This window comes from Aliidiomarina sanyensis (genome assembly GCF_003987175.1).
Taxonomy (GTDB): Bacteria; Pseudomonadota; Gammaproteobacteria; order Enterobacterales; family Alteromonadaceae; genus Aliidiomarina; species Aliidiomarina sanyensis.
This window is the reverse complement of sequence record NZ_PIPM01000001.1, coordinates 301,014-323,414: the sequence shown is the minus strand read 5'-3', so window position 1 is coordinate 323,414 and position 22,401 is coordinate 301,014. Positions and strand designations below refer to the sequence as shown.

The 22,401-nt window shown below is 49.7% G+C and carries 23 protein-coding genes; 9 read left to right on the top strand and 14 right to left on the bottom strand.

Annotated features, from left to right (window positions below):
• The first annotated feature begins 15 nt into the window (after positions 1-15).
• On the top strand, positions 16-870 hold the full coding sequence (locus CWE11_RS01485; protein WP_126775826.1) for a glucosaminidase domain-containing protein: 855 nt from the start codon (positions 16-18) through the stop codon (positions 868-870).
• A gap of 76 nt (positions 871-946) precedes the next feature.
• Here CWE11_RS01485 and ttcA read toward each other — a convergent pair whose 3' ends face one another.
• From ttcA to ccoN, 11 genes are all read right to left on the bottom strand, one after another.
• Positions 947-1,897, bottom strand: coding sequence for a tRNA 2-thiocytidine(32) synthetase TtcA (gene ttcA / locus CWE11_RS01480; protein WP_126775825.1), 951 nt, complete (start codon positions 1,895-1,897; stop codon positions 947-949).
• Between the two features lie 81 nt (positions 1,898-1,978).
• Positions 1,979-2,917 (bottom strand): universal stress protein UspE, encoded by a 939-nt coding sequence (gene uspE, locus CWE11_RS01475; protein ID WP_126775824.1) that lies wholly within the window; start codon positions 2,915-2,917, stop codon positions 1,979-1,981.
• 155 nt (positions 2,918-3,072) lie between these two features.
• Positions 3,073-3,807 carry a fumarate/nitrate reduction transcriptional regulator Fnr gene (gene fnr, locus CWE11_RS01470; protein ID WP_126775823.1) on the bottom strand — a complete coding sequence of 245 codons (735 nt, stop codon included), beginning with the start codon at positions 3,805-3,807 and terminating at the stop codon, positions 3,073-3,075.
• 23 nt (positions 3,808-3,830) lie between these two features.
• Positions 3,831-4,499, bottom strand: a complete 669-nt coding sequence (locus CWE11_RS01465) for a sulfite exporter TauE/SafE family protein (protein WP_241971687.1) — start codon at positions 4,497-4,499, stop codon at positions 3,831-3,833.
• The gene (ccoS, locus tag CWE11_RS01460; RefSeq protein WP_126775822.1) at positions 4,492-4,767 is read right to left on the bottom strand and encodes a cbb3-type cytochrome oxidase assembly protein CcoS; all 276 of its coding nucleotides are present in this window, start codon (positions 4,765-4,767) and stop codon (positions 4,492-4,494) included. The genes CWE11_RS01465 and ccoS overlap by 8 nt, the downstream gene beginning before the upstream one ends.
• 11 nt (positions 4,768-4,778) lie before the next feature.
• Entirely contained in the window at positions 4,779-7,202 is a 2,424-nt protein-coding gene (locus CWE11_RS01455; protein ID WP_241971686.1) for a heavy metal translocating P-type ATPase, read from the bottom strand.
• 12 nt (positions 7,203-7,214) lie between these two features.
• Positions 7,215-7,727 (bottom strand): FixH family protein, encoded by a 513-nt coding sequence (locus CWE11_RS01450; protein WP_126775821.1) that lies wholly within the window; start codon positions 7,725-7,727, stop codon positions 7,215-7,217.
• 82 nt (positions 7,728-7,809) lie between these two features.
• The gene (gene ccoP / locus CWE11_RS01445; RefSeq protein WP_126775820.1) at positions 7,810-8,760 is read right to left on the bottom strand and encodes a cytochrome-c oxidase, cbb3-type subunit III; all 951 of its coding nucleotides are present in this window, start codon (positions 8,758-8,760) and stop codon (positions 7,810-7,812) included.
• Positions 8,753-8,941, bottom strand: a complete 189-nt coding sequence (locus CWE11_RS01440; RefSeq protein WP_126775819.1) for a cbb3-type cytochrome oxidase subunit 3 — start codon at positions 8,939-8,941, stop codon at positions 8,753-8,755. The genes ccoP and CWE11_RS01440 overlap by 8 nt, the downstream gene beginning before the upstream one ends.
• Before the next feature lie 3 nt (positions 8,942-8,944).
• Positions 8,945-9,562 carry a cytochrome-c oxidase, cbb3-type subunit II gene (ccoO, locus tag CWE11_RS01435; RefSeq protein ID WP_126775818.1) on the bottom strand — a complete coding sequence of 206 codons (618 nt, stop codon included), beginning with the start codon at positions 9,560-9,562 and terminating at the stop codon, positions 8,945-8,947.
• Between the two features lie 12 nt (positions 9,563-9,574).
• Entirely contained in the window at positions 9,575-11,008 is a 1,434-nt protein-coding gene (gene ccoN / locus CWE11_RS01430) for a cytochrome-c oxidase, cbb3-type subunit I (protein WP_126775817.1), read from the bottom strand.
• Between the two features lie 784 nt (positions 11,009-11,792).
• On the opposite strand from ccoN, the gene CWE11_RS01425 reads away from it, so the two are divergent.
• The gene (locus tag CWE11_RS01425; RefSeq protein ID WP_126775816.1) at positions 11,793-12,692 is read left to right on the top strand and encodes a substrate-binding periplasmic protein; all 900 of its coding nucleotides are present in this window, start codon (positions 11,793-11,795) and stop codon (positions 12,690-12,692) included.
• 173 nt (positions 12,693-12,865) lie between these two features.
• The gene (locus tag CWE11_RS01420; protein WP_126775815.1) at positions 12,866-13,420 is read left to right on the top strand and encodes a fasciclin domain-containing protein; all 555 of its coding nucleotides are present in this window, start codon (positions 12,866-12,868) and stop codon (positions 13,418-13,420) included.
• A gap of 86 nt (positions 13,421-13,506) precedes the next feature.
• On the opposite strand, the gene CWE11_RS01415 is transcribed toward CWE11_RS01420, so the two are convergent.
• On the bottom strand, positions 13,507-14,100 hold the full coding sequence (locus CWE11_RS01415; protein WP_126775814.1) for a hypothetical protein: 594 nt from the start codon (positions 14,098-14,100) through the stop codon (positions 13,507-13,509).
• A 181-nt stretch (positions 14,101-14,281) separates the two neighbouring features.
• Here CWE11_RS01415 and CWE11_RS01410 point away from each other — a divergent pair, with 181 nt between their 5' ends.
• From CWE11_RS01410 to CWE11_RS01400, 3 genes are read left to right on the top strand one after another with little or no spacing between them, the layout of a single operon-like run.
• Entirely contained in the window at positions 14,282-15,232 is a 951-nt protein-coding gene (locus CWE11_RS01410; RefSeq protein WP_126775813.1) for a MaoC/PaaZ C-terminal domain-containing protein, read from the top strand.
• Positions 15,229-15,684, top strand: a complete 456-nt coding sequence (locus CWE11_RS01405) for an NfeD family protein (protein WP_126775812.1) — start codon at positions 15,229-15,231, stop codon at positions 15,682-15,684. Before CWE11_RS01410 ends, CWE11_RS01405 begins: the two co-directional genes overlap by 4 nt.
• 52 nt (positions 15,685-15,736) lie before the next feature.
• Positions 15,737-16,669 (top strand): SPFH domain-containing protein, encoded by a 933-nt coding sequence (locus tag CWE11_RS01400; protein ID WP_126775811.1) that lies wholly within the window; start codon positions 15,737-15,739, stop codon positions 16,667-16,669.
• A gap of 71 nt (positions 16,670-16,740) precedes the next feature.
• On the opposite strand, the gene CWE11_RS01395 is transcribed toward CWE11_RS01400, so the two are convergent.
• Complete coding sequence (locus CWE11_RS01395) at positions 16,741-17,781, bottom strand: serine hydrolase domain-containing protein (RefSeq protein WP_126775810.1); 1,041 nt, start codon at positions 17,779-17,781, stop codon at positions 16,741-16,743.
• 305 nt (positions 17,782-18,086) lie between these two features.
• Between CWE11_RS01395 and CWE11_RS01390 the strand changes: the two genes are divergently transcribed.
• A complete protein-coding gene (locus CWE11_RS01390; protein ID WP_126775809.1) occupies positions 18,087-18,737 on the top strand; it encodes a glutathione peroxidase in 651 nt (216 codons plus the stop codon).
• Positions 18,738-18,863: 126 nt separating this feature from the next.
• The gene (locus tag CWE11_RS01385) at positions 18,864-19,388 is read left to right on the top strand and encodes a hypothetical protein (protein WP_126775808.1); all 525 of its coding nucleotides are present in this window, start codon (positions 18,864-18,866) and stop codon (positions 19,386-19,388) included.
• Positions 19,389-19,443: 55 nt separating this feature from the next.
• Here CWE11_RS01385 and CWE11_RS01380 read toward each other — a convergent pair whose 3' ends face one another.
• On the bottom strand, positions 19,444-20,247 hold the full coding sequence (locus CWE11_RS01380; protein WP_157981270.1) for a MipA/OmpV family protein: 804 nt from the start codon (positions 20,245-20,247) through the stop codon (positions 19,444-19,446).
• Positions 20,248-20,356: 109 nt separating this feature from the next.
• Between CWE11_RS01380 and CWE11_RS01375 the strand changes: the two genes are divergently transcribed.
• Complete coding sequence (locus CWE11_RS01375) at positions 20,357-22,372, top strand: Lon protease family protein (protein WP_126775806.1); 2,016 nt, start codon at positions 20,357-20,359, stop codon at positions 22,370-22,372.
• Positions 22,373-22,401: the final 29 nt, after the last annotated feature.

The following is a 22,401-nucleotide window of genomic DNA, read 5'->3' as shown; positions in this document are numbered from 1 at the left end:
TTATTCGAAGGTTTTATGATCGCGAAATCAATAAAACAAACTGTATTTTATGTGACCGCCGCAATTGTTATTGCGGCGGCGCTGTATGTACCATTCTATCTTCAGGATGATCGCACGGACCGTGATTCGCCATACACGGTTTCAGTCTCTGAACGCTTACCGCCGGTGCAACCCAGATTTCCCGAATTTACGACGGATGTTCCTGACTTTGCGGCAATTCACGATGTGAATGAGCGTAAAATTGAGTTCTTCTTATATTTATTGCCTGCGATTGATTACGAAAATGCTCTTTTACTCGAGCAGCGTCGTCATCTCGAGCGGATTGCGCAAAAACACCGTACTCGCCAAACCCTCTCAAGCGCTGATCAGCGTTGGTTGAACGATATGGCGCGGTATTACCGAGTGACCACACGCAGTCGGGATGAAAAGATAGCCACGCTTTTGCGTCGCGTTGATATGATCCCCGATACGCTCGTACTGATTCAAGCGGCTAATGAATCCGGGTGGGGAACATCACGGTTTGCGCTGGATGCACGGAACTTCTTTGGGCAATGGTGCTGGACTCAGGGGTGTGGAATCGTGCCGGCCGCGCGTCCTGACGGTGCAATTCACGAAGTACAATATTTTGAGTCGGTTGAAGCCTCGGTGCGGGCCTACATTCGTAATCTCAATACGCACCCAGCTTACCAAGATCTCCGTGCGATCCGTGCGGATTTGCGTCGACAAGATCTGCCGATTACCGCACAACCCCTCACCTTGGGCCTTTTAGCTTATTCGGAGCGCGGTGAGGATTATATCGCCGAACTCAATCAAATGATCCGCGTGAATCGGGCAATTATTCAAGACGCTCGCTCTACCTTCTTACACTGATCGACACTAGGCAGCTTCACAAACAAAAAAGCGCGGATTTCCGCGCTTTTTGCTGATTCTTTGAATGTATTACGAATCAAAGTTGGGTAATTTGAATTCCCTGCTGTGGTTCGATGCCGTCACGATCATCTTCAGTTAAGAAACGCGTCGGATCGTCAATCGGTGTTTCATCGAAGGCAAGGTCACCTTCACCTTGGAAATCCTCCGGGCGTTGTAAACCACGGAAATCGAAGAGTTGCGCATCTGCGAGGTGACTTGGAACAATATTCGTCATGGCTCGGAACATGCTCTCGATGCGTCCTGGGTACTGTCGATCCCAGGTGTGCAGCATCTCTTTGATGACTTTGCGTTGGAGATTTTCCTGAGAACCACATAAATTGCACGGAATAATTGGGTAGTTCATTGCTTTCGCATAGGCGGCGATGTCCTTCTCGCGGACATAGGCAAGGGGTCTGATGACCACATGCTCGCCGTTATCACTGACAAGTTTAGGCGGCATAGACTTTAACGTACCGCCATAAAACATATTCAGAAGCATGGTTTCGATCATATCATCACGGTGATGGCCCAATGCGATCTTCGTTGCTCCCAATGCTTTTGCGGTCTTGTAGAGAATGCCACGACGCAAGCGAGAGCATAACGCACAGGTTGTTTTCCCCTCGGGTATTTTGTCCTTCACAATACTGTAGGTGTCTTCCTCAACGATCCGATAATCGACACCCTCAGCCTGTAAGTATTCTGGTAGAACGTGCTCGGGAAACCCCGGTTGCTTTTGATCCAGGTTTACAGCAACAAGGGTAAATTTAATGGGCGCTACGCGCTGCATGTAACGCAGTGTCGAGAGAAGGGTGTAACTATCCTTCCCACCCGACAAACACACCATAATGTGATCACCATCTTGGATCATGCCAAAATCTTCGATCGCCTGACCTGTCGCGCGACGGATACGCTTTTCCAGCTTATTCACTCGATAGGATTGGCGTTGTTTAGGACGCGTATCGACCACGTCAGACTGCTCTAAAGACATGCTGTAACTCGCTCAGGCTATGACCACAAAAAGGCCGGCTAGTATACCTGCCGGCCCTTGTCTGTGGCAATACGGTGTCGGTTACGATGCCTCGTCGTCACGGGCGAGGGGAGACTTAAAACCTTCGGGCTTCACTGCGAGCAAATCGCAATTCAGTTGCTCAATAACATGCTCTGCGGTGTTTCCGAGCAGGGCTGCTGTGATGCCGGTTCTGCCAATGGTTCCGAGCACGACAAGCTCAGCATCAAGCTCATTTGCCACCCGCGGGACCTCGTCGTCTGGCAGGCCTTCACGGAGGTGCAATCCGGCAAAATCCACGTCCACTTCTTTCGCGATATCTAATAATGAGTTTTCATGATGCTCCCGCACGCTCGCTTGATACTGATAGGTATCAAACTCAGGTATTTCAACGGCTATAGAGGCGGGCGCGCCCGGAAAGCAGTTAACCAAATGTAAATGTGAGTTGAGTTTTTTGCTTATATAACCTGCTGCTTTTAGGATCTTCCGGTTCAGCGTTTGATGGACCTTGCTATCCGAAGCTGCATTGACTGCGGCAAGCACACTGCCGTGTTGTGGCCAATCATGGTCTTTTACTAGTAAGACGGGACTCGGGGCTTTGCGCAGTAAATGCCAGTCTGTTGGGGTGAAGATCACACTTTGGAGCGTGTCGTGCTTTCGTGTACCTTTAACAATGAGGTCATACTGGCCTTGAATTGCATGGCGGATAATGGCTTCAAAGGGGCGGTGGTGCCACACCACAACGATATCAATTTCATGTTGTTGCGTTTCGTAGCCCTCGAGGCAACTTTTTACCCAGGCTTCTTGGTCGCGTATCAGACTTTGCCGCATTTGTTCTCTCTCTTCACCCGAGAGCATCGTGGTCATTTCGTATGCGAAATCGTAAATAGAAACGAATAGGGTAAGCTTGGCGGGTTGCAGTCGGGCAATATGCAGCGCGCGAGCAAGCGCTTTTTGGGTTTCTTCGGCCGGCTCCAAAACAACGAGTAATTTCTGAAACATCGCTGACTCCTCAAAGGGGATCTTGTTTCAAATAAGTGTAGTCAAGCCCGCCGACAGCTGACAAGAAATCTGCGAATTTTTATACAGATAGTTGTAAAAAAAATCTGTTGCAGCCACTCGGGGATGCTCGGTTTGAATGGAATATGGAAGGCGTGTTAGAGACACGCGGTCGGGGATAGCCCAGCAGTTTCGCTTAATGCCTCAGCTTCAATAATTTGCACCAAACGTCCTTCCACTGCAATCAGGGATTGTTTTTGGAACTTGCCGAAAAGACGGCTTACCGTTTCGACGGTTAGCCCTAAATAATTGCCAATTTCAGCGCGTGTCATGGTGAGGCGGAATTCGCGCGAGGAGAGTCCACGCGCACGAAACCGTGCCGAAAGTTCAACCAAGAAGGTTGCAAGACGTTGTTCGGCCGTTCGCGTATTCAGCAGCGTAAGCATGCGCTTATCGGCATTGATTTCTTCGCTCATTAAGCGCATCAGTTGTCGACGCAGCGCTGGTACATTTCCGCTCAATGTTTCTAGGTTTTCAAATGGAATTTCACAGATCATCGAGGTTTCCATTGCTTCAGCATAACCATGATGTTTGCCGTCGCTGATTGCCTCAAATCCGACAAGGTCTCCTGGAAGGTGAAATGCTGTGATTTGCAGCTCGCCATGATCATTCAAGGCATAACTTTTCACGCTCCCCGATCGCACTGCAAAAAGGCTTTCTAACTTTTCGCCCGCGCGATAGAGCGCATCTCCACGTTGATAGGGGCGCTTACGTTCAATCATCGCATCAAGGCGTTCCATGGAGCTTTGGTCAAGAGTAAAGGGTAGACACAACTGACTAATGCTACAGTTCTGGCAATTAATATGATTGATCAAGTTAGTTGAGCGGTTCATGAACGTGTCCCCACGATGCTGTGCTATGCAAAATGATGCAGCTGTTTAACAGCAATTCCTAATGTGAGTATACCGTATCCGATCATAAAAAGCCCTGCAATCCAACGAAAGCCGTATGAACGCAAAAAAACCTGGAGTCGATGACTCAATATACCGGTAAGAAACATTGATGGGAGCGTTCCGGCACCAAAAGCGAGCATAAAAGCTGCGCCTTGCATTGGGTGTGCTGCCATCGCTGACCAGGCAAGAGCAGAATAGACAAGTCCGCATGGTAACCAGCCCCACAACATGCCGGCAAGAAACACATGATGCGCAGCGCGTTGGGGCGGGAGTCGACGTGCCAATGGTTGTAAACCACGCCAGAGGATAGCGCCACCGCGTTCCACCCAGACAAGAACTTGGCGCCAACCGATGATGTAGATCCCGATGAGTAGCATAAAGGTACCAGCCAGGATGCGTAAGCCAATCAGGAGGCTGGGGTAGAGACTCGCGGCTGAGAACAACGCTGCGCCAACAATGGCTCCCGCAATCACATAACTGACGATTCGCCCTACGTTGTATAGGAATAGGCGAAAGGGCGTTTGCTTTAACCCCATCGCTGCCGCAAGCCCACCGCACATCGCTAAGCAGTGTCCGCTACCCACTAAACCCATCACCAGGGCTGTCAATAAGAACGGAAGGGTGTCACTCACGGTTTTTTTCGCATTTCTGGGTGGATGAATCCTCGGCAGATTCAATTAATTGTGAGGATTTGTTTCGGTTCCGGCTGGCTGCTTCGTCTTCGTCCTCTGATTTCTCTGCGTGCTTCATTGGCTTCTTTTGCTCTTCGTCCAAAAGAATATTGAAGCCCTGGCGTTCGAGATCATCAAACTGCCCCGTCCGAACGGCCCAAAAGAAGAGGGCGATGGCAATGATCACGAGGATCACCGCAATTGGAACCATCAGATGTAAAATCTCCACAAGGACGCTCCTTATTTGGCCCGTTTCATTAACCGAAGGGAATTCGACACGACAATCAACGAACTGATTGACATGCCCAACATTGCCAACAGCGGTCCGACAAATCCAGTAATGGCGAGCGGCAGAATGGTTAGATTGTACCCTAAAGCCCATGCGAAATTTTGTCGAATAATGGCCTTGGTCTTGAGTGAGGTCTGCTGCAGACGTTTTAAAGCGGAAAAATCACCGGTTAAGAAGACAACATCGCTGCTTGATTGTGCAAGGTCGCTCCCAGAAGCAAACGTGATCGAACCATCCGCTGCTGCAAGGACTGGTCCATCATTAATTCCATCGCCGATCATCAAAACCGGACCTTCAGTCCGAAGCTGTTCAAGATGGTGGAGTTTGTCGTCCGGCTTTAGTTCTGCAAAAACACGATCAATTCCAAGCGCTTGGGCAAGCGCGTGAGCACGCGCGTGTGAATCGCCCGTCAACATCACGACATTCATACCAGAGTACTGGGCCCATTGAATTGCGTCCCGAGCGCCTTCGCGAACTTCATCATCCACTTGCCATGCGGCGATGAGTCCATGCGCATCGCCCAGAAAAACGTTTGCTGACGGTGACGGGGCTGTAAGCGGACCGGACAATCCTTCCACAAAGGATTGGTTACCTAACCGATAACGGGACGCACCATGCACCCCCTCAATGCCGGAACCGGGTACATTTTCGGTGGTCACTCCTGAGAGCGGGGCAGCAGCTTGGATGAACGGTCGTGCTAAGGGATGCTCCGAGCTCGCTTCAAGCGCTGCTGCCATTTGCATAACCCAGGTTTCGTCGAGCTCCGAACGCAAATACCACTGTTGAATCAGGGCAAACTTTCCCTTCGTAAGGGTACCTGTTTTGTCCACACAAAGCGTCTTCATGTGAGGGACCCGCTCCACCAAGACCGCTTGCTTTAGAAGAATACCGGTTCGGTTGAGGCGGCTGACCGCCCCACTCATTGCGGTGGGTGCGGCGAGAGATAATGCGCAAGGACAGGTTGCCACCAATACTGCGAGGGTAACCCAGAATGCCCGATCCGGATCGACGAAAAGCCATCCAGTATAGGTCAGAAGGGAGACGATCAGCATAGCGCCAATGAAGTAGCGCCCAACGACATCAGCGATGCGAACGAACTTGGGTTTTTGCTCCATTGCACTGTCCTGCAATGCGATAATCCCTGAGAGCAATGTGTCTTGTCGGGTGGCTGCTACCTGAATGGTGATGGCTTGCTCTTGATTGATGGCACCTGCATAAACTGTATCGCCTTGCTGCTTCGCTACAGGGCGACTTTCGCCAGTAAGCATCGCCTCATCGCACCATGCTTGTGCGGTTTCAAGTGTGCCATCTACCGGAATCGTGTCGCCGGGTCGAACACGAATGCGATCGCCAGTTTCCAGATATTTCACCATGACTTGCGACCAAGAGCCGTCGGGAGCCTCTCGTTCCGCGATTGCGGGAATGAGTTTCATTAAATTTGCGGCATTCGCGAGTGCTTTGTGGCGCGCCTGGAGCTCAAGGAATCGACCGGACAACAAGAAAAACGCAAACATGGTGACACATTCGTAATAGACTTCACCGGTGTCGGTCACTGTGGCATAAAAACTTGCAATAAACATGATGGCCATGGCAAGTGCAACGGGCACATCCATGTTTAACGTCCGTGCTTTTAATGCGCGAATCGCATTCGCAAAAAAAGGTTGGCAACTGTACACAATGACCGGCGCTGTAAATAGCAATGAAACCCACCAAAAATACAGCTTTGTCGTTTCATCAATATCTTCGTAGTACAAGCCGAATGCCACCATCATGGTCTGCATTGAGGCAATTCCAGCGACTCCTAAACGACGGATATATCCTTTACGCTTCCGTTCATAACTCGCTTCGAGATCGGCTTGTTGAAAGGGGAGCGCTTTATAGCCCACCGCGTAGATAGCACTTAAAATCTGGCTCAGCTGCGTGTGTCGTTGATCCCATTCCACTTGCACGCGCTCGGTGGTCGAGTTGACCACGACTTTTAGAACCCCCTGAATATGGTAGAGCTGTTTTTCGATCAGCCAAGCACAAGCGGCACAGGTCATGCCTTCAATGGCGAGTGTGGCCATTTGGGTATGTTCGGTACTTTTTACGAACTCACGCTGAATGTCAGGATCATCATATTGTTTAAGTTGTGCTTGAATCTGCTGAAGTTCATCTGGGATCAGGGCCGGGGTGGCGGTGCTGGTGTCGCGATATTTGTAGAAGTGTGTGAGGCCCTGATCAACGATCGTTTGCGCGACGGATTGACAGCCATAGCAACACATAGGTTGTGCAGCACCATCAATCCGTACTGTGAGTTCAAGTCCTCGTGGGACCGGTTCAAAGCAATGAAAACAGGTCGCTTGCCCCATCTCATTTACAGTTGCCTCAGCCACGATACACGCCTCTTATATCCCGTAATTGACCGGAAGAATTTCGATCGTCCCAGGGGAGGGCAAGTGAATATTTTGGCTCACACGCCAGATTTGATTAATCGGTTCAATATCCACTCGCCAATGGCCTGCAATAGGCTCTGGAAGCGCTTGACGATAGTTTCCATCACCACTGCGAGGCATTAAAAGCTCGAAATCAAAATCATGCATGGTGGGATGATAAAAGGTTACTCGCAACGCTGCATTATCTTCTGCTTCGCCGCTCCGGAATCGAACCGTAACTTGGTCATCGCTAATATCCATGTAGAACGAAATATCACGCGCTTCTGCTTCAGCAACGCGCTGTAGTTGCAGGTTGATTGAGCGTCCTTCCCGATAGTAGTCATCAACGACCATTGATACTGGATTCCGATAGATAAGAATCGCGGTAATGATACAGGCGGTAATGACCGCAAATTTCATAAAAATGATGTACCACACCCAGCCAACTCTGTACCAAGGGGTTTTCTGTTGGGTATTCACTGCCATAAACCCGAACTCCTTACTAAAAAAAAGCCCCGGATGCCGGGGCTTTCCATTGCCGTCTAAGGCGTTTGTATGAATAAACTACTTATTCTGCGTTGAGGCTTAAAATGTACCCCGAGAGAATTTTCACTTTGTCTTCTCCGAGGATTGAATCCCAACGCGGCATGACCCCATTTCGACCATATCGAAGTGTTTCTTCGATAGCTCGCTGTGAACCACCATAGAGCCATACGTTATTTGTTAAGTCAGGGGCGCCTAGCGCGATATTGCCGCGACCATCAGGCCCATGACAGGCCGCACAAACGACCCAGTTTTCTTCCCCGGCACGTGCTAAATCACGGTCAACGGTCCGGCCGCTTAACGATAGAACGTAGGCCGTCATCTCACGAATACCTTGTTCGCCAAGCTGGTCGTAGAAAGAGGGCATTTCACCTACCCGTCCTTCCATCAGTGTGGTGTAGATGTGTTCCGCTGAACCTCCCCAGTTAAACACGCCGTCTGTAAGGTTTGGAAACCCGAGGGAACCCCGTGCGTCTGAACCGTGGCATTGTGCACAGTTTTGTAAAAATAGACGCTGTCCAATCCGCACCGCTTCACGATTCTGTGCAATCTCTTCGATTTCAAGCGAAGCATATTGCTGGAAGATTGGGCCATATTGCTCTTCTGCGCGGGCACGCTCGCGATCGTAAGCGACATAAAGACCTGCTTCACGCGCTTCGAGTGTAGCTTGCCGAGACTCCTCCAGTGAACGCACGTGTTGGTTTGAACTCGACCAACCGAGCAATCCTTGGAAGTTTCCGAGGCCCGGATAGAGCAGAAGATACAGTAATCCCCACGCCAAGCAGACCCAAAATAGGATGGTCCACCAGCGCGGCAGTGGGTTGTTCAGTTCGATAATGCCATCGAACTCATGCCCCATGGATTCTCCTTCCTCGACATCGGTGAAATTCTTCATGTTCCACCAGAGGAGGGCAGCTATAGCTACAAATGAACCCAATGTGAGGACGATAATCCACCAACTCCAGAAGCTACTCATCTTTGTCAGACTCCTGCTTACGGCGCTCGGGTTTGCGGTCGATCTCGCCTTCTTCGAAAATCGACTCGCCCTTGCGCTCAAATTTATCTTTATTCTTCGGCCAGTACGCCCATACGATTACGATGAGGATGACGCCGAACACCAGTAGCGTATACAGTGCTTGAAACCCTGGACCGCCCATAAATTACCTCAACGCTGTGCCAAGTTGTTGGAGATAGGCAATCAAGGCTTCCATTTCTGTTTTGCCGCGCACACGCTCGCCTGCACCTTCGATCTCCTCATCTGTGTATGGGACACCAAGTGTCTGCATTGCACGCATTTTCCGCTCGGTGTGACGACCATCGAGGACGTTTTCTGCGAGCCAAGGGTATGCAGGCATATTCGATTCCGGAACTACCGCACGCGGGTCGATCAAGTGGACGTAATGCCACTCATCACTGTAGCGACCCCCAACTCGGGCCAGATCAGGACCGGTTCGCTTCGAACCCCACAAAAACGGATGGTCCCAAACCGATTCGCCGGCTACTGAATAGTGTCCGTAACGCTCGGTTTCCGCGCGGAAGGGACGAATCATTTGGCTGTGGCACCCGACACAGCCTTCACGAATGTAGATATCGCGGCCCTCGAGTTCCAGTGCGGTCAATGGCCGTAAGTTCTTTACGGGTTCTTGAACCTGTTTTTGGAACAAAAGCGGTGTGATTTCTACTAATCCACCGATTGAGATGGCGATAATCGCAAAGACCGCGAGCCAACCGACGTGCTTCTCAACCAGTTCATGTTTATTGTTTGTTTTCTTACTCATAATCCAGTCTCCTTATGCCGGCTGCGTCGCAAGCGGTTCGCTGGCACGAACCTGCTCACTCCGGATGGTCTTCCAGACGTTGTACGCCATGACCAACATACCGGCGACTACAAAGACACCTCCAACGAAGCGGACAAAGTAGAACGGATACGATGCTTCCAAACTTTCAACGAAGCTGTACGTGAGGGTTCCATCCGCGTTTACGGCACGCCACATCAAACCTTGCATGACGCCCGAAATCCACATGGCAACGATGTACAGCACCACACCAATAGTGTGCAACCAGAAGTGGGTGTTAATCAGCCGAATGCTGTACATCCGCTCGCGCTCAAATAAAATTGGGATCAGGTGATACATTGCCCCAATAGTGATCATTGCAACCCAACCCAATGCGCCAGAGTGTACGTGACCAATGGTCCAGTCTGTATAGTGGGAGAGTGCGTTGACGGATTTGATTGCCATCATCGGCCCTTCAAAGGTCGACATGCCGTAGAACGACAATGAGACGATCAGGAAGCGCAAGATAGGATCCGTTCGCAGTTTATGCCATGCGCCTGACAGGGTCATAATTCCGTTGATCATGCCCCCCCAGGATGGGACGAACAAGATAACTGACATGACCATTCCAACGTTCTGAGCCCAGTCTGGTAGCGCGGTCCAATGCAAGTGGTGCGGACCTGCCCAGATGTAAATCGTGATCAATGCCCAGAAGTGAACGATCGAAAGCCGATATGAATAGACCGGACGTTCGGCTTGCTTAGGAACGAAGTAATACATCATTCCAAGGAAACCTGCCGTGAGCAGGAAGCCAACCGCGTTATGACCGTACCACCACTGCATCATCGCATCGACAGCACCCGCATAGATTGAGTATGACTTGGTAAATGATACTGGAATTGCGAGGTTGTTCCCGATATGCAGCATAGCCACAGCAATGATGAAGGCTCCGTAGAACCAATTCGCGACATAAATGTGCGAAGTTCGGCGAATCGCAAGCGTGCCAAAGAATACAATAATAAAGGCGACCCACACCAACAGAATCAGAATCGAGATTGGCCATTCGAGTTCGGCATATTCTTTACTGGTGGTAATCCCCAGTGGCAAGGTGATGACGGCAGCGACGATGACCGCCTGCCAACCCCAAAAAGTGAAGGCTGCAAGCTTGTCGGAAAACAATCGTGTTTGACAGGTTTTTTGCACGATGTAGTAGGCTGTTGCGAACAACGCACTGGTACCGAATGCAAAAATAACTGCGTTGGTGTGCAAAGGACGAAGCCTTCCATAGGTAAGCCAAGGCGTATCAAAGTTTAGGGCAGGCCAGATAAGCTGAGCCGCGATCAAAACCCCAAGCGCCATTCCAATTATGCCCCAAATGAGGGTCATGATTGTGAACTGTTTGACCACCTTCAGGTTATACTCGACAGGTTGATTGGTAGTTGTACTCATTATTTTTAAATCCGCTGTGGTTGCAGGACATCGGTTACGACATCGTCCCCTGAAGGTCATATCTCGAGGCTATATCGAGGTACCCCATGGGAACGAAACCTAGCCGAATTGTACGGGGTTTAAGACCGAAAATACAGAGTATTAGCCGTCAATTCACATGACCGAGATCAAACAAATCGGCATTCTGTAACGAGATTGTATCTCGCCGAATAAAGGCTTTAACAAATGTTACCTACTTCACGTATAAAATTAATACAAGCCATCCGAAACGGATTTAACGCTTTTGTCATCCTTTGTTCATTAATCACCGTGATGGGTTGTACACCAACAGAATTTCATAGCACTTCCGTAGTATTTTGTACGTTTGAAGAGGATAGCAGCGATCATTGCCGTCTGCCTGTTTCGCAAGCAGAAGATTTAGGGACAGTGACCTTGCGGTCATCCCACATTGACATGCCCTTTGAAACGCGCATTCAGTTGCGACTTGAGTTGAGTCAACCCACGAGAATTGTACGCAGCGAAATCGTCGGCGAGAGTATGTATATGGGTCGAATCCCCGTGCAGTGGGGCGCACGGTCGACGGAATCTAAGGTGTGGGAGACCGAGGTGTTTTTAGGGGCTTGTACCGACCCTCAAATGATATGGGCATTAAGGATTCAAGTTGAACCAATAAAGATGAAGCCGTCTGGCGATAATGCTAGGATTTGGTTGCATATTCCATTTCAGTCAAATTGGCGATGAGCGAGCAGACGCCTCATTGCGTTAACCAGCGAAAGGATATTTCATGAAACATCTATTAGTCCTGGGCACCTTGATGTTGGCTCTGGCGATCAGCGCCTGCACGCCATCGTCACCTCCAACAGTACTTGCTGAAGACCGTGGGACCACACTGCACGAAGCACGGCAACTGGGCAATGCAACGCTGCGCGTGCTCTATGTCGAAGCAGATGGGTTTGCGTATACCAATGCGGCGGGTGAATTAACCGGTGTGACAGTTGAAATTATGCGCGACTTTGTCGCTTGGTATGAACGCTATCATGCAACCCGCATTGATTTGGAGTTTGTCGAAGAAGAAAACTGGCAACGTTTTTATCAACGGATCGTCGATGCGGATGGCGGGGTGTTTGGGTTAGGCAACGTCACTATTACAGAGGCTCGCCGGCAAGAGTTACAATTTTCACCTGCCTACCTCAACAATGTTGCAGTCCTCATTACGTCTGACGATATTCCGGAGTTGGGTGAATGGGCCGAGTTTACCGAGGCATTTGCCGATCTTCAGCCTATGGGCTTTTCGGGTACTTTGCATGAGACACGCGTGAAAGCGCTGCGTGATGCATATCAGCCCGATCGGGATATCCTTCCAGCGACGTCGAATCCACAAATTATTGAAGCGGCCGCGGCGGGCGACGTCTACAGTTATATTGACGCCTACAATTATTGGCGTGCGGTCGAGCAGGGACAACCGGTCCGGCATCATGCTATTGCCGACGAACACGGGGAAACCTTTGGAATTATTATGCCGCACAGCAACGACTGGGTCGATATGATGACTGCGTTTTTTGCTGCGGATGGAGGCTACCGTAATACCGCTCGGTACCGTGAAATTCTCACGCTGCACCTTGGCGAAGCCCTGACTGAAACGCTTGAAAATGCGCGTTTGCAAGCGGAGGGAAGCGGAATGTAATTCCGTTTCCTGCCAATCGCTTGAATGTAAATAAAATGTAAGGGGACGTCAAAACACGTCCAATTCTCAGATTGCTGCGTAACCCTTCATGACCAATCCATTTAAGCCGTGCATTCGACACTATCTGTCACGCGGCACATCATGGTCACCATGAAAATTGAAGGAGATAAAGCATGAAAAACGTAATGCGTAACGTACTTGCAACTGCCACAGTATCTTTACTTGCCTTGAGCGGTGCCGCGATGGCCCATAATCATGGTGGAGAGCGGAATAAAGAGGGTTCAGACTATTCGAGCTACAGTGAGAAGAAGTCGTCAATTGCTGAAATTGCCGCTGAGAATGGTCAGTTCAATACTTTAGTGGCTGCGCTTGAAGCCGCTGGGCTGGTCGATACATTGGCAAACGACGGCCCGTTTACGGTATTTGCACCAACCGATGAAGCGTTCGCAGCATTGCCAGAGGGCACGCTCGAGACCTTGCTTCAGCCGGAAAACCGGGATCAATTGACCGCGATTCTGACGTATCATGTGATTGCAGGCGAAGTTGAGAGCTCGGATATTGCCGATCAATCACTCTATGCGGATACGCTCCAAGGACAAGCACTCGCGATTGACGCAACTGGGTACGGAGTGCGTATCAATGGAAGCGCGCGTGTTGTGACCGCAGATATTTCTGCGAGCAACGGTGTCATTCACGTGATCGACAGTGTGTTGATTCCATCTGAATAAACGAAACGACACGGTGTAATCCGCGTAATTTAATAGCAAAAAGGCCATCGCATGATGGCCTTTTTATTGGAAGCAACGAATGTATTTTAATCGATGTCTTCATAGCCCCACGGGGTAGGGGGTAAATCCACTGGGTTGGAGAGATCAAAATCAACGCGCAACTCACGTCCTTCACGAGTTAAGCGGTAGCTGAAAAACTCACCCGGATAAATGTACATATGCCAGGTGTTCCAAATACTTTGCGGAATCTTGCGACGGATAAAGTCTTCCTTTGAATACTGGTCTGCCGGGAACGATTGGGCAAACTCCCATCCTGCATCGACAGTATGTCCACCGTACATGGTTCCATCGTCAGGCTCACCGTTCGGCATCCGATGATCGTGTTTCAGGCTGATTCCTGCGCCTGTTTTCGTGAGAATCCATGTTCTTGAATGATTGTCTCCGATATGGAAAGGAATATGCAGTTGGTTTTCGCTGCATTCACGCACGTGCATCACGAGACGGTTTTCTTTAAACGTCTCAATTCCCGTAAAATTATCTTCGACAACGCGTCCCTCGAAGGCTTGCCCGCAGTATTGACGAATATTGTCAAAAAAAGCGTCATGGGTGGGAATGGAAACTGTTCCAGCAGCAGAGACAAGCCCAAGGCTGATCGCCGCAGTGAGAGAGGATAAAATCATAGTCCGTTTCCTTTTAAAGGGAGTGATATACATAATGTGTGGCACACAGAGTACGAGAAGCATGGACGGAAGACAAATCGGACCGCACGCGCCTGAGCATCGCGACAAGAAATAGTTACACGTCGTTAACATAAGTTTGATATTCTATAGCGGACGTTCACGATGGAATGGAGTCAGGATTATGTCGACGCAACATGCTGCAGTGCAACCTCAGGCACAGGCGCAGTCGGAAGCGCTAGGGAAACATGCGCTCCCGGGACTCCCACTGATGTTACTCAAAGCCGTTCCGACGATGATCCGCCGGAAAGGTCCTTCACAAGAGCCCGAGGATATTCACTTCCGTTTTCAAGCCGAAGCCATTGATGCGGAGCATCTTGCTCGCTATCACGCCGCCTTCCAGGGGTTTCACAGTGAGATTCCGTTAACTTATCTTTATTTACTTGCACAGCGAGCCCATCTCGCTGCAATGCTTGATGAGCAGTTTCCGTGGCCTATTCTTGGCATGGTGCATGTCGCCAATGAAATGGCCATGGTGAGTCCCGTACTGAAGGACACGCCATTTGACGTGCATGTGCATATTGAAATGCCTGAGCGCGCAGCCACTCGAAAGCGGGTCCGGCCGGTTTATACCGTCGATTTTCACCAGAAGAATGAACTTCGTGTGCGCTGCGTCAGTACCTATCAAGTGGGAGCCGGTGAAGCGCCTCCGCGTGGACGCAAGCGGGAAATGCCAGCCCCTGATTTAACAGGGTATCAACATACTGCGTTGTGGCAGATGAGTAGTGAGCTGGGGCGAAGCTATGCGCTACTGAGTGGGGATTATAATCCCATCCATTTGCATCCGTGGCTCTCTCGTTGGTTTGGATTTGAACGTCCGATTATTCACGGCATGTATTCGGTAGCATACGCGCAAGCTGAGCTGGAACGACAATTGAAGCGGTCAATTTCTGGGATGGCCATCACCTTCCGTCGACCATTGATTCTTCCAGCCGAAGCCGCATTTCATTATCACCAGACGGATTCCGCAAAAGGCCAGTTGATCGTGACCGATGCGCTTGGTAAACGTGCTTATTTAGACGGTGATTTTCACTGTCAGGTAGAACCGCAGACACAACAAGAGGATGACGAATGACAACCGCAATGTGGTGGATCATTATAGGTATTGTACTCATCATTTCAGAGCTACTAGCAACGAGTATCATTGCCGTATTTTTAGGCATCGCAGCTATTCTTACCGGGCTTGCCTTGCATTTTGGGCTGATTGAAGGGGTTGCCGCCCAGTACACGGTGTTTGGTGTTTTAAGTGTTTTACTTCTGGTCACTGCGCGCGGGAAATTTAAGCGCTGGTTTAGTGGGTTTACCGCTGATAACGACGGCGAGCATGGCACTGTGTTTAAGAAAGATATCGGCGAACGGGTGACCGTACACACAGATTTCGAGCACGGGGCAGGGCGCGTTATTCTAAATGGTGTCCAATGGGATGCCGCATCAGATGAACCATTAAAGAAGGGTGATGTGGCTTGGGTTATTAGTCACCAAGGAATTCGTCTGACAGTATCAAGCAAGCGACCAGAGCTCCCTTAAATTGCTTTTGTCATTTTTGAATCAGTAGAAATCATAAAAAAACGAGGAAACTATGGAAGATTTTAATATTAGTACGATTCTAGCGTTTGGTTTTGCCATCGCGGTCGTTATCACCATTTTAAAAACAGCCCGAATCGTTCCCCAGCGTTCGAACTTCGTCATTGAGCGTCTCGGGAAATACTCGCGCACCTTGGACTCAGGCTTTCATGTTCTGATTCCTTTTATCGATAAAGTTGCATATATCCAAACGTTAAAAGAAGAAGTGATCGATGTTGATCGTCAGGCGTGTGTGACCAAAGACAACATCCAAGTCGGAATTAATGGGGTCCTCTATATACAGGTGATTGACGCCTACAAAGCAAGTTATGGGATCAATGACTATCGGTATGCCGCGTCACAACTTGCACAAACCACCATGCGTTCAGTGATTGGTCAAACCGATCTCGACAAAACATTTGAAGAGCGTGCCGCGATCAACGAAGAAGTTGTGCGTGCTCTAGATGAAGCCGCCGCGCCTTGGGGAATTAAAGTCCTGCGGTATGAAATCTCCGACATTGAATTGCCCGCGTCGATTAAAGATGCCCTTGAGCAACAAATGCGTGCTGAGCGTGAGCGTCGTGCAGCCATTGCGAAGTCCGAAGGTGAACGTCAAGCGATGATCAACGTTTCCGAGGGTAACCGCCAAGAAATCATCAATTTGTCGGAAGCTGAGAAGCAAAAACAAATCAATGAAGCGGAAGGTCGGGCGAAAGAAATCCAATTGATTGCCGTTGCAACAGCAGAAGGTTTACGAAACATTGCCTCCGCCATCAACGAGCCAGGTGGTCAAGAAGCAGTCAACCTGCGCATTGCAGAGCAATACGTGAAAGAGTTCGGGAAACTGGCGAAAGAGAACAACACCTTAATTCTACCGGCAGAACTAAGTAACATTGGCGGTGCAGTTGCAGGACTATCTGAAGTTTTGAAGAAAGCAAAACAAGGATAAGCACCGAACGGTGGTCCTCAGCGCTTTATTTAAATCACAGGACGCCGCTCTACGCGGCGTTTTTTTGTAGCTCAGAATGAATGATCTGCGTGCGCAGCGGCAGCTCCATTGGACGACACAAGGGAAGGGAGCAGGTGAGATTCTACGAACTGGTGAATCTGACGCGTATACTGTCCGCTTGACGGTGGGTTCGGACTTGAAATCATCGCAATGCTGACATTTAGCGAAGGAATTATATACAACATTTGCCCACCAAATCCGCGACCATACCACGCTTCAACTGATTCACCGTCAAGTGAAAACGTGTAAGAAAACCAACCTAATCCATATGGATCATCTGTAAATACGGACTGCGTTCGAGGTGAAAAGCTATTCTGAATCCAATCCGCAGCGATAAATTGATGTTCATTCACCTTGCCTCCATTCAAATAGATCCGGCCGATATGAGCTAACGCACGGGCTGAAAGATACATATCATTCCCCCCAAAAAAGACTCCCTCCGGAGACTGCAACCATGGCGGAATCCGAATTCGTAAGGTTTCACCCAACCATTCCTGTGCGAGTGCATGCAGTGATTGACCGGTGACTTCTGTCAATAGAGCAGCGAGGATGTGACTGTTTCCGGTCGAGTAAATCATCCGTGTTCCAGGTTCGGCAACGATCGGGCGGGATAACGCATACTTAGTCCAGTTGTCTTGTGCCACCCAACGTCCATAGTTTCGGCCAGAGGTGCTCTCAAGCCCAGATTGCATGGTCAATAGATGCTCGATTGTGATTTGTTCAAAGCGGGGATCTTCGTGATCAATTTGAAAACGGCCGAGGAGCGGTGCAATGGGCTGTTCGATGGAATCAAGGTAGCCTTGGTGGATCGCCATACCGGTCAGCAGGGAGAGAATCGATTTCGATACAGATTTAATATTCACGGGTGTTCGGTTATCAGCGCCTCGAACATCGACATCGAGGACTACGTGATCATCTTGAATCACAACGAAACCATGGAGGCGCGTCAGCTGCTCAGCCTCATTGATGAGCTGTTCGCGGGACTGGGTATCTGCATGTGCTGGATTGATGGTCAACGCAAGCAAACAAAACAAGCCAGTGAGAAGCCGCATAATGCCTATCCTTTACCAAATAGATTTTTTGAAAGGCCCCAAATAGGGGAGCCCAAGTCTTTTGCTTTACGTTCCATCTCAATGGTTTGATTTGTCTTTGGTGGATATTTACTTAATTTAACATAATATACATTATGCGAAGTATGATATATTTCCCGGTCTGGTGGTTTCACCCGATGTTTCCCTAAGCAGCGTCCATCGATGAATATCCAGAACTCAGGACAACCGTTTTTCGGTCTTCCGCGTATTCTATAAAATGAAATGCGGCATGTCAGTCGCGTAACACGCGAATCATAGGAATCGGAATGCGTATAACTCACTTTGAACGTACCGAGCGGCTTCAAGTAAAGCTTCGTCTTATCATCCAGCTGACGCTGATTGTTACGCTGAGCACGTTTGTAACCTTATTAAATCTCAAGGACGCATCGGCTGGTGAGAAAGTTGAAACCAGAAACGCGCCAAATTGTGCACCGATCTTTCAACACCAGCTGCGCGCGTTGCATAGTGAAGAAATACATGATCTCTGCTCTCTCACTGCAGGGAAAGCCGTCCTGGTAGTTAACACTGCGAGCCGGTGTGGCTTTACCCGGCAATTTACCGAGCTAGAAGCATTATTCGCTACCTACCAGGAAAGCGATGTCATGGTGCTTGGTTTTCCATCGAATAGCTTTCGGCAAGAACACGACGATGAAGAAGCGACAGCAGATGTTTGTTTCCGCAATTTCGGTGTCACGTTTCCGATGATGGCCACAACGTCCGTCACTGGTGACGATGCGCACCCCGTCTTTCAGGCATTGGCTGAAATGACAGGCGATGCGCCACGATGGAACTTCCATAAATACCTCGTCAATAAGGACGGAACTGAAGCGATTGCATTTCCGAGTGCGGTATCGCCAATGGACTCAGCCGTTATCTACGCCCTCGAAACTTTCTTAGAGGAATCTTCATCTGGCTGAATTCGTTAAGGAAAGTTCCAAATAGTTGATTTGCTTTACGTTGTTTTTACCCGTATTTGAATTGTAAAGAAGCACCGCATCTCCTATGATCGTATCCATTGGAACAACACAGAAGGAACCACACGTATGAAATCGAAGTCTGTGAAAAACCTTGTAGTCGGTGTTGCGGCCACTGCGGCCCTCACGTTTGGTGCGGTCTCTACCGCCGCTGCGTCCCAATGGAATTCAATTGGGGGTGGCTACTACGACTTTGGAGATAATGGATTTTACTTAGAAGGGTCTGCGCACATCGCAGATCAGGTTGTCCTGACCGGTGAACTTGGTGACACCTATGACACAATCTTCCGCCTCGGTGGTGTGTTTTTGACGACAGCAGCAATTGGCGATGCGCCCTTGTTCATTAGTGGTGGGTATTCGGACTACTCAGTGGATGACGGTCTATATTTCGGCGCTGGTGTGACCTATGCGTTTGATGAGCGCTTAGACGGAAAATTTGAGCTGGTTCACGACACAGCACTCGATGGCTTCTTCCGTTTTCGGAGTGGCGTGGCGTACAAGTTGGATGACAACCTGTCCGTGACAACGAGCTACAGCTTAAATAACCGAGGCGTACGCAACGAGTTTCGTATCGGTGTAAGCTATCGCTTCTAAAGTTTTAGCAACTCAAATTCATGAAAGGCCAGCGGATACGCTGGCCTTTTTGTATTTAAAAACGATATTGCAGCGTTGCGAAGATGGTTCGATAGGAACCACGTGTCACCATTGGGCTGTCCGCAATTGCACTAGCAGAACGCGTAAGCGTGAAGCCGCCAGCAAGACTCAGTCGTTCATTAAAATACTGATATCCAGAAATACCAATAAACGGACTGAACGCGTCGGACCCCGCGAAGGCAGGAAGATCTGATCGCGCACTCTCCGCTTCACTGATGCCATAATAGTAATCGACATAGCGTGAACTCGCATAGTTAACGCCGATATTAGGGCTGACCTGCCAAGCCTGCATCGGACGGTTCAGCGGAATACTGTACTGTAGCTGTCCACGTTGCCCATCGTGACGTCCCGTAACGTCGGTACTGAGCGTAACGGAAATATTCCCAGGCCGTCCTAATTGGTAGCGGTAACCAACACCGAGTTGGGCATTGAAGTTACGCCGTTCCAATAACTGCATTTGCGGGTCACTGGTTTCTCCGGGCTGGAACCGTGAGAGATCAAGCGTCAATGCAACCCATGCTTGCTGTTCTCGTGTCCGAACAAGGCTCCGACCAGCACTCAAACCGCGAATAAAGTAGTTTTCTCCTTCATACCCGATAGCCGGAACAATAATGGTATCGGCATCGGCGCCTCGATACGCAAGGTTATTCGAGATGACAGCAGCGCCAAATGTCCACCCGAGGGGCGGCCCTTGCATGCCCTCCTCTTCCTCCGCGTAAGCCCAAGGTGCTATACACAGAGAAAAGCTGGCGATGGTTAAGAATGCATATGAACGTTGTTTTAATCGAGATGAGTTCACGTATCTCTCCCTGAGGTAAAAGGCGAATCCTGATTTGTTTACTTCACCGTATGCGGTCATTCACGTATGATTACGCCATCACATTGTATATGGATTTCCTTGAAAACTCATGAGCGAATCGAAACCAGCGTCTGCAGACTATTCACGGCATCAGGCAACGCACCTGCTCTTGCCGCCTACCCAGCTAAAATCGGACGCTGGAGCATGGCTCCGCGATATGATAACGGAGGCTCCAGCCGACCCGCTTGTAGGTCAATCGCGCGCCATCCGAGCAGTAGAGCAAGCGCAAGCAACGCGTTCTGCTTTTTCCCATGCGTTCCTTTCTGTGCCAGCGGGGATGATCACAGCGGATATAATCCACGCACTTGCGGAGCGGCAAGAGTGGTCGTCTGCGGATATGCTCGACTGGGTTTATCTTGCGAACCCAGAAGACGAACGCGCTCCTCTATGCGTCAGTTTACCTGCAGGCTCTGCCGAACAAGCCTTGGTCGATTTATGGAACTATCTAGAAACACCAACAACTGAACGTGAATCGGTGCGGGAATCCTTGACTGCTCGGTATAACTCGGTTGCTTATCGTCACTATCTTGAGTTAATTGCAGAAAAACAGTTTGATGATATCCCTGGCTCGGAACTTGCGAGTGTTATTGTTTCACACAAGAAAGCAGAGCCCTGGGTTTATTGTGATCGGGTGACACAATCAAGCTTATTTGGTGATATCCGTGTACAGAATGTTGAAGGCCAATTAAATACCGAGCTCCATCTGATTCGTCCTGGCGCATTACTCAAGGCCAATGGTGGAACCTTAGTCATTAATGCAAATGAGTTACTCACACAAGGTGAACTTTGGTCGTTTCTGAAGCACGTCCTACGGACCGGCTGGTTTACGTGGCAACAACCTTTATCAGCAGCAACGGGCGCGGCTGCCCTACTTCACTACGAACCCGAACCGATTCCTATTCACGTCAAGGTCCTGCTCGTTGGCTCTCGGGACCTATTCGCGCAGCTTCGTGAGCTCGACCGTGAGTTTGATAACTTTTTCCCCTACTTTGCTGAGTTTTGTTCTTTCTTCCCTGTCCACCAGCATGGTGCAGCGCCTTATAGTGCCTTTATTCGATATATCGAGAGTAAAGCGCGCTGTGTCCCACTCACGCAGGATGCGATGCTCGCATTACTCAATCAGAGTGCGGAAATGACAGAACATCAAAATGAGCTGAGCCTCGATGCGATAGCACTTATTCAGCTGTTAGAAGAAGCCGATGTCTATGCCCGTAAGGCCGGCGTCCATTCGATTGATGCCGAATTCATTGAGCAAGCGATTGAAGCGCGGGAATATCGGGAACGATTACTTGCGGAGCTCAACTGGCAAGCAATTCTCGAACGTCAGATTACCATCGATACAGAGGGCGAAGTGGTTGGTCAGATCAATGGCCTTACCGTCGTCTCAATGGCTGGTGTCGAGTTTGGTGAGCCTTCGCGAATCACTGCCACCGTCCATTACGGTGATGGGGATATTATCGATATTGAGAGAAAGTCCGAGCTCAGTGGCAATATTCACACCAAAGGAATCATGATCCTCACGGCTTACTTGGCCAATCTGTTTGCTCGTCAAGAACCGATGCCTCTCTCAGCAACGGTTGTTTTTGAACAGAGTTATCATGAAGTGGATGGTGATTCCGCCTCCCTAGCGGAGCTTTGTTGCTTAATTTCAGCATTAAGTGATACAGCGATTGATCAGAGTATTGCCGTCACCGGTGCAATTGACCAGTTTGGAAACGTTCAAGCGATCGGCGGAATCAACGAAAAGATTCATGGCTATTTTGAAATTTGCAAATTGCGTGGCCTCACGGGTCGGCATGCGGTGATTGTCCCGAAATCAAATGTGGTCAACCTTCACTTACGGTCCGATGTTCAGGCCGCTGTCGCAGCTGGGCAGTTCTCGGTTTATGCCGTAAATCATGCGACTGAAGCCTTTGAACTGTTGATGGGAACTCCCTGTGGTGATGCTGGAACCGAGGCGAGCGACACCCTGTTTGGGCGAATTTATCATCGGTTACAAGACACGCTCGCGCAGCAACATCCAAGTCGCCCATCGTGGTGGCGGCGCCTTTTCGAGCGGTCATAACTAAGCCGATTGCCCTTTCCACTCTCAGT